This window comes from Streptomyces sp. NPDC000941 (assembly GCF_053599555.1).
In genome coordinates, this window is the sequence record NZ_JBSFMM010000355.1 from 1 (window position 1) to 7,296 (window position 7,296).

At 66.7% G+C, this 7,296-nt stretch carries 6 protein-coding genes and 1 pseudogene; 3 read left to right on the forward strand and 4 right to left on the reverse strand.

Going from position 1 to position 7,296, the window contains the following annotated elements; genetic code table 11:
* The coding region (locus ACWDSL_RS50585; protein WP_450496176.1) for an RICIN domain-containing protein at positions 1 to 647 on the forward strand (647 nt) is incomplete at its 5' end.
* 60 nt (positions 648 to 707) lie between these two features.
* Here ACWDSL_RS50585 and ACWDSL_RS50590 read toward each other — a convergent pair.
* Positions 708 to 1,463 carry a flavodoxin domain-containing protein gene (locus tag ACWDSL_RS50590; protein ID WP_450496178.1) on the reverse strand — a complete coding sequence of 252 codons (756 nt, stop codon included), beginning with the start codon at positions 1,461 to 1,463 and terminating at the stop codon, positions 708 to 710.
* A 250-nt stretch (positions 1,464 to 1,713) separates the two neighbouring features.
* Complete coding sequence (locus ACWDSL_RS50595) at positions 1,714 to 3,612, reverse strand: alpha-L-fucosidase (RefSeq protein ID WP_450496179.1); 1,899 nt, start codon at positions 3,610 to 3,612, stop codon at positions 1,714 to 1,716.
* Between the two features lie 586 nt (positions 3,613 to 4,198).
* On the opposite strand from ACWDSL_RS50595, the pseudogene ACWDSL_RS50600 reads away from it, so the two are divergent.
* Positions 4,199 to 4,951 (forward strand): annotated as a pseudogene (locus ACWDSL_RS50600) (helix-turn-helix domain-containing protein); the annotation flags it as partial.
* Positions 4,952 to 4,986: 35 nt separating this feature from the next.
* Complete coding sequence (locus ACWDSL_RS50605) at positions 4,987 to 5,130, forward strand: hypothetical protein (protein WP_450496182.1); 144 nt, start codon at positions 4,987 to 4,989, stop codon at positions 5,128 to 5,130.
* Between the two features lie 134 nt (positions 5,131 to 5,264).
* Here ACWDSL_RS50605 and ACWDSL_RS50610 read toward each other — a convergent pair whose 3' ends face one another.
* The gene (locus tag ACWDSL_RS50610; RefSeq protein WP_450496184.1) at positions 5,265 to 6,029 is read right to left on the reverse strand and encodes a hypothetical protein; all 765 of its coding nucleotides are present in this window, start codon (positions 6,027 to 6,029) and stop codon (positions 5,265 to 5,267) included.
* Positions 6,030 to 6,606: 577 nt separating this feature from the next.
* Positions 6,607 to 7,296, reverse strand: a 690-nt coding sequence (locus tag ACWDSL_RS50615) for an integrase core domain-containing protein (protein WP_450496186.1), incomplete at its 5' end; no start/stop codon positions are given.

Genomic DNA, 7,296 nt, shown 5'->3' on the forward strand with positions numbered 1-7,296 from the left:
GGTCACAGCGGGGGATCACGGTCACCCAGACCACGTCGTACCCCGTCAGCGACACCACGACCCTCCAGGTCACCGGCAACGTCAGCGGCACCTGGTCGATGCGCATCCGCATTCCGAGCTGGACCACCGGGGCCACCGTCAGCGTCAACGGCACGGCGCAGAACATCACCACAACGCCCGGCAGCTACGCCACCCTGACCCGAGCCTGGGCCTCCGGCGACACGGTCACCGTCCGCCTGCCCATGCGGATCATCATGCGGGCCGCCAACGGCACCACCGTCAACCTGGGCCCGTTCCACGACGCGCACGGCCACAACTACACCGTCTACTGGAACGCCAACGGCCAGGGCGGCGGCAACAACGCCACCGTCCGCCTCGTCAACGTAAGCAGCGGCTTCGTGCTGGGCATCCAGGACATGTCCACGGCCGACAACGCTGTTGTTCTGCAATGGTCGGACAACGGCAGCGCCGACCACAGGTGGACACTGCTCGATCAGGGAGACGGGACGTACAAAATCCGTAACGTGAACAGCGGCAAGGTGCTCGGCATTCAGAACAACTCCACCGCCGTCGGCGCGTTCGCGGTCCAGGATTCGGATAACGGTACTGCCGACAACCGGTGGCGAATCGTGAGCAACAGCTCCTGAACTTTTCAGCTCGGAGACGTCATCAGGTGTGCCTTGGAACTCGCCCAGGCCGCCCCCGCATCATCTCCGGCCAGAGCTTCGGCCACCATCATCTTCAGCAGCGGCAGAGCGGCCGCGAAGGTGCCGACCGCCAGGACGAGACTGAGAACACCTGCCCCGGCTCTGTCGAGGCCGCGCCGCGCCGCGCCCCAGCAGTGATGGGGTGCCGGCAGCGGTGAGCCGTTCGTCGATGAGGGCGTGGACGCGCTGGTAGGTGGCGGCGGCCCAGTTGCGGTCGCCGACACCGAGTAAGGCGTACTGGACACCGTCGAGCGAGCCGGGCTCAAGTCCCTCCACCCGCGTGACAAACTCGGCGGCGGCGTCGGTGGGCCGACCATTGTAGGAGGCGGCCACTATCACCACCGGGCCCTCAGCGTCCTTCAGCTTGCCGACGTAGCCGTTGAGGGGGCGACGGTCGGGGCGAACCCGTGCTCGTCGCCGTCCGCCGCCAGATCGGGGGCGATGCCCGCAGGCGCCCAGATTGGAGCCATGCAGAAGGGTGAGCGCGGCGCTGGTGGCCCGTTGGATGGCGGGCCGGTCCTCGCCGACCGGAGCGCTGTTCTCGACGGCGATGGGCAAGTGCCGCTCGGCACTTGTGCACCGGGCCAGATTCAGGGTGAACCCGTCGGCCTTGAGAGTGAGCGCCTGCTTGATCCTCAACTCGGCCCAGCCCGCGAGTACAAAGCCCGCCCCAAATCCGGCAGAGTGCGTTGCACCCAGGCCGAACTCCGCCTCGGTCTGCGGCGTCGGCCCCCGGCCGGTAGCCGGAGGCGACACCCAGCACAGCGTCGCAGCACAGCGTCGACCTGCGGCGCCGCGCCCGGGTCTCCCACCCCCCAGTGGGTACGGGCGGTTCGGTAGTCGAATGCCGGTAGGCGCAGGCCAGTCATCCAACCGCATCGCGCCAGGGCGCACTCCCGTGTGCGCGGCGCGCGCCTTGGCGAACCGGCGCAGCGCGGGCACCCGCCGCTCGCGCCGTCGGCGGTCTATGCCCCGCTGACGTCCATGAACTTGCCGCTCTTGCGGTTCACAGTCGAAAGGTGCCCAGATCCGCGGTGAACGGCCGGTCGTAGATCTCCAGGTTGCGGATGGACGCCCAGGCCCCGGCCTGCAGTCCGGTGACGGTGACCCGTACGTAGCGGGCTCGAGCGCTGAACAGGGCGACCTGCACCTGGCTGGTGCTGGTGGTGTCCGTGCGGTCGGCCAGGGTGGTCCACTCGGCGTTGCCGGTGGAACCCTCGATCCGGTACCGGTAGTTCGCGCCGTCGGACTGCCAGGCAATCCGGGTGCCGGTGAGCGACGTGGGCGCCCCGAGGTCCACCTTGAGCCACTGCCCGGTGTTGCCGTTGTTCGCACACCAGCGGGTGGCGGTGGAACCGTCGATCGCCTTGGTCGCGGTGTTGCCCTGGGACGCCTCCTCGCTGCTGGCCATGACGGTCTTGCCCACGGCGATGTCGGTCGGCTGCACCGTCCGGTCCAGCGTGACTGCGACCACACTGTCCTCGGGGATGCGGGTGCGGTTGATGCCGGTGATGGTCACCTTGCCGTTTCCGTCCATGCTGTGGGGCAGGTTCGCGCCCGAGGTGACGTCGATGACCCGGGTGACCCGTGCGTCCCCGATCGGCGGGGTGGTGAACGAGGTGCCGCTGTAGCCGGGCAGCAGGTGGATGTAAAAGGTCTTGTCCTTGTACGTGAATCCGTACTGGCCGTCCACCGGGTTCCACGGGCCACCGCGGGTGCCGTACACGGCCTGGCCGCAGGTCGTCATGAAGGAACCGATCCTGCGGACCAGGTCCGCTTGGGCAGTGGGCACCGCACCAGTACGGTCCGGCCCGACGTTGACCAGGCAGGTGATGTCGCGCACCCAGGCATTGACCAGGATGTTCATGGCCGTGCCGAAGCTCATCACACTGGCTCCGGAGTTGTAGCCCCAGGTGCCGCAGATGGTGAAGCACTTCTCCGCCACACGGCCGGCGCGGATCGGGCCAGTCGGAACGGAAGAGCCTTCCTCGCTGGTGTAGTCGCCGATCCAGCCGGAGCGCAGGGTGGTGACGATGTCCGGCTGGTGTTTGCGCACCAACCCGGTCAGGCCGAGGGGCCGGCCGGTGGCGGGGTCGGTCTCGCTGTAGGCGGAATCCACCGGCCATTCATTCGACGTGTCGCGGAACTTGCCAGGCTCCCAGAAGAAGGCGGCGTCCGCGTCCGAGCCCTGCTGGCCGAGCCAGCCTCCGTCCCACCACAGGTCGTCGATCTTCCCGTACTGGGTCACCAGCTCCCTGACCTGCTGGTACACCTCGTTTTTCATGATCCGGGCGTTCTCTTTGTGCGCGGGGTCGGTGACATAACCCCAGGCGTTGGGGAGGCAGTTGGTGCCGGTGACGTCGTAGTAGCCCGGATAGCGCCAGCTCAGGGGCGAGAAGTACAGCCCCACCTTCAGCCCGGCAGCGCGCACGGCGGTGACGTACTGGCTGATGAAGTCGCGCCGCAGCGGGGCCTGTCCGGCATGCCAGGCGCCCGGGTGTGTGGACGGCCACAGGGCGAAGCCCTCGTGATGACGTGCCGTCAGCACCGTGTACTTCGCCCCCATGTCCTTGGCCAGCCGCGCCCAGTCGGCCGGCTTGTAGGCGGTGGCCGTGAACTGCTCGCCCGTGGCGTCGGTCACGTATGTGCGGTAGTTCTCCGGAGTGACGGCGGCGTTCTCCATGTACGACTCGCCCTTGGCCGGGCCGGAGTACACACCCCAGTGGATGAACATGCCGAGCCTGGCATCCTGCAGCCACTTGATCTTCTCGTCGGGCTGCTGCTCGACTCCCATGTCGAGCTTGGGGATACGCAGCGGCGGGAGCGGCAGCGGCTGCCTGGCGGCAGCATAAGCGGGGGTTGCCACGACCGGTGCGACCACCGCGGCGACCGTTGTCGCCGCCATACCGGCAAGCACCCTTCGACGGGTGAGCGATTCTGACAAGGTTGATCCCTCCTGACTGTGCGCAGGCAGCACGAACGATGCCGGGATCAGCGTCCGAGCCGCGGATCGATGGGTCCATCCACATGCGGCGTGATTCAGGGGAGCCATACGGAGGTATGCATCCGCTGGGATGACATTGGATGTATTAATGAGCATGAACCCATGCTCTGTCCAGAGAGAGGGCAGACTTCCCCTCAAATCAGGGCAGTTTCGAAGCGACTCAGCGCAGCATGCGTGACATACATGGGATATATGCCCCCCTTGGAGGCCGAGTTATGGAAGCTGCCGCAGAGCCGACCGATGAGAAGCCGGTTCGGTCCGGCCCGTCGACGCAGCCTCTCGCGCCAAGCGCTGGATGAGCGCGACTGTCTCCTCCGACAGCGGTGGCCGGCCGGGGCCGGTTGAGGTTTGGCGCCGTTTCAAACGGTGCGCTTGCCGAGAATGTCATCCGCCTTGGTCAGAGTGGGTACACCGAGCTCCGTCGGCCACGGCCGCTCGTGCTGATGCTCGCGCGTAGCCGGTGGTCCACACGTGATGGTGATCGATCGTGGTGCTGCGACCGGCCTACCTCGGTGCGACGAATGCGTCTGCGCTGCTGCGTCTGCTGCGTCTGCTGCGTCTGCTGCCGATGAGCGACCGGGACAAGGATGCGGAGATCCTGGCTCTCCGTCATCAGATCACGGTCCTGGAACGCCAACTCGGCAAGGACAAGGCCCGGTTCATCCCGAGCGACCGGGCGTTCCTGGCGGCGCTGCCGCACCGGCTGCCGTTGCCCACCCTGCGGCGTCTGCGACTGCTCGTACGTCCTGACCCGGTACTGCGCCGGCATCGCAACCTCGCAAGACGCCGACATGCCACCTCATTACGGCCCAAGCGACCCGGTCGGCCTCCTACCGTGCGCTCCGTCCGGACTCTGGTGCTCCGCCTGATCAGGGAGAATCCGAACTGGGGCTACAGGCTGCTTCACGGCGAGCTGCTGGTGCCTGGAGTGCAGGTGGCCGCCTCGACTGTCTGGAAGATCCTCATGGACGCCGGCGTCGATCCAGCGCCCGACCGGAGCTCCAGCATCTGGGCCGGCTTCCTGCGCTCACAAGCCGACGCCCTCCTCGCCTGTGACTTCTTTGAGGCGGTCACCCTGTCCGGCGCCCGGATGTACGTACTCGCGGTGATCGAACACAGCAGCCGCCGCATCCGGATCCTGGGCGCCACCGCACACCCGACCTCCTCCTGGGTGGCGCAAGCGGCGAGGAACCTGGTCATGGACCTCGATGACGTAGGCTGCCGGGCCCGGTTAATGATCCTCCTCCACGAATATCACCATGCTGCCTGACCTGCATGGATGAAGTTCTCGGCAAGGACAACCGCATGATCAAGCTCGCCGCGCGAGCCGCCCACGGCTTCCGCAGCCCCACCAACCAACGCCTACGCACACGCTGCGTCACCACCCGCCGGGCCCGAGGCCACCTCCACCCCGCCTAAATTCGAAGACTCCACAAACCTTGCCGCCGAAATTTGTCGTTCGAGGCCCGGCGGCAAGGTATGCGTTTGGGAATCGCTCCGGCGTTCGTCTCTATGCGCGGACGGAGTGCACCGTCGTGTCGCGCGTATTGCGGCTAGATGCTTGATCCGCCGCCGGAGGTGTTGTTCCACCAGGCGCTGTAGGCGTTCAGCGAGTACCGCTTCTGCACGCCGCTGGTTGAGGTGATCTCAAGGCCGAACTGCATCGTGTCGAAATTGGTGTTGCGCAGGAGGTTCTGCGACGCGGCCCATCGCCAGACCGCCGAGGCGTCGATGGAGCCGGTGTTGCTCTGCTGGGCGGGGATGAGCTGCAGGACGTTCCAGCCGGGATCGGCCTGCCAGACCGACGCGTACTGGACGCCGCCGATGGTCACGTTGGACGCGATCTGCCTTCCCCAGCCGCCTGCCGTCCCGGACCAGCTGGTGAAGACCATGATCTCGTCCTGGTTGCCGGCCGACCAGATGTCGCTCGTCCAGTTCCAGTGGTCACTGCCGGCGACGGGAGCCGACGACGTGTTGTACCAGAAGCCCGCCGAGTTCAACTGCGACAGCGGCGTCTGGGGCCGGACCGAGGTGTTCGGGTAGGACTTGATCCCGCCGCCGGAGTGGTTGGCATCGACGTACCAGGACTTGATGCTGTTGACGGTCTGGCACTGCGTGCCAGAGTTTTCGCCCCAGACGTTGTTGTAGATCGTCCAGGTGCCCTGGGTGTACTGACCCCACCGGTCACAGGTGGAGGATACCTGGGCCTGCGCCGGAGACGCGAAGCTCAGGAACCCGGCGATCACGGCGACGATCAGGGCCAGCCGACCGAACCCGGCCGACTTGCTGCTGACGGATTTAAGGGCTTGCCATCTCATGTGTCCCTCCAAGGACGGCGATGGGTTGTTCCGGACCCCCGGTCTGGTGGCGGGCTCTGGCGCCGCGAGGTGTCGCTCGCCGTCGAGTCCGGGCTCGGGACGGCGCGACCCAGCCCCGTCCGAGGTGCTTGCGCAGTTGGCCGACTGATCGGCTTGATGGCCGGCCCTGGGCGAAGTGGTTCCTTCCACTGCTCGCAGTTGGAGTCCCCGCCGAAAGCGAGGCGGCCGAGACGGTCGATCAGCTGACGTGTTGACACCTTCGCTCCGTTCGCATGCGGTGCTGCTCGCGATGGTGGGTGGCTCGTGTCGTCGAGGTGGCGCGCTCAAGAGCTGCGGGCACGGTGCTCGGTCCCCTTACTTTCAAGCACCGGGGTTGCCAGACGCAGGTGGCGAAGTGTCGAAGCGCTTGCGTCTGTGTGGACAGTAATGATGGGGCGCCTGAACAGCAAGGCCCTGCGCAGGAACACAAACTTCTTTCACTTGCGAACATCACTGTCGAAGCGCTTCGAAAGCATCGGCCGCGCCCCCCACCTGGCCTTCACGGAACCTGTGCCGCTCGAAAAGTCATCGCTGCATGTCATGCTGCATATCTGTACTCGTTGATGAGGCCGCCGAGGATCCGGGTGCGCAGGACTTTGCCGGTGCTGCAGCCATGCGCTGCGGCGGATTGTTCGAGGGCGTCGGGTGGTAGCTGGTTGCGGGCCTGGTGAGGTCGGTGTTCGCTGTAGTGCCGCTCGTCGGCCGCGAGGACATGGCGGGCGTGGGCCTCGTTCATGATGAGGACGTGGTCGAGGGCTTCGCGTCGGATGCTGCCGATGATGCGTTCGCAGTGCGCGTTCATGCGGGGAGCCTGTGGCGCACTGTTGAGGACCTCCATCCCCTCGGCCTCGAAGACGGCGTCGAATGCCTCGCCGTACTTGCCATCGCGGTCGCGTAACAAGAAGCGCAGGGTCTCGATGCGTGTGCCCAGGCCGGCGGTGAGATTCCGCGCCTGCTGCACCGCCCCGTCCCGGGTCGGGTGGGCGGTGACCCCGGTGATGTACAGCCGCCGGGTGCCGTGCTCGAGGAACACCAGCGCGTACAGCCGCTTGCCGAGGGCTGTGTCGATGTGGAAGAAGTCTGCCGCGATGATGCCCTCGGCTTGCGCGGTCAGGAACTCGCGCCAGGTGGGGCCTGAGCGACGTGGCGCGGGGTCGATGCCGGCCGCGTGGAGGATCTCCCACACCGTCGAGGCGGCGATCCGATGCCCGAGTCGGGCCAGCTCCCC

Excerpts from the sequence above, each read along its gene's own strand:
- ACWDSL_RS50595 (WP_450496179.1), bottom strand. The coding sequence starts at position 3,612 with ATGGCGGCGACAACGGTCGCCGCGGTGGTCGCACCGGTCGTGGCAACC.
- ACWDSL_RS50610 (WP_450496184.1), bottom strand. The coding sequence starts at position 6,029 with ATGAGATGGCAAGCCCTTAAATCCGTCAGCAGCAAGTCGGCCGGGTTC.
- ACWDSL_RS50605 (WP_450496182.1), top strand. The coding sequence starts at position 4,987 with ATGGATGAAGTTCTCGGCAAGGACAACCGCATGATCAAGCTCGCCGCG.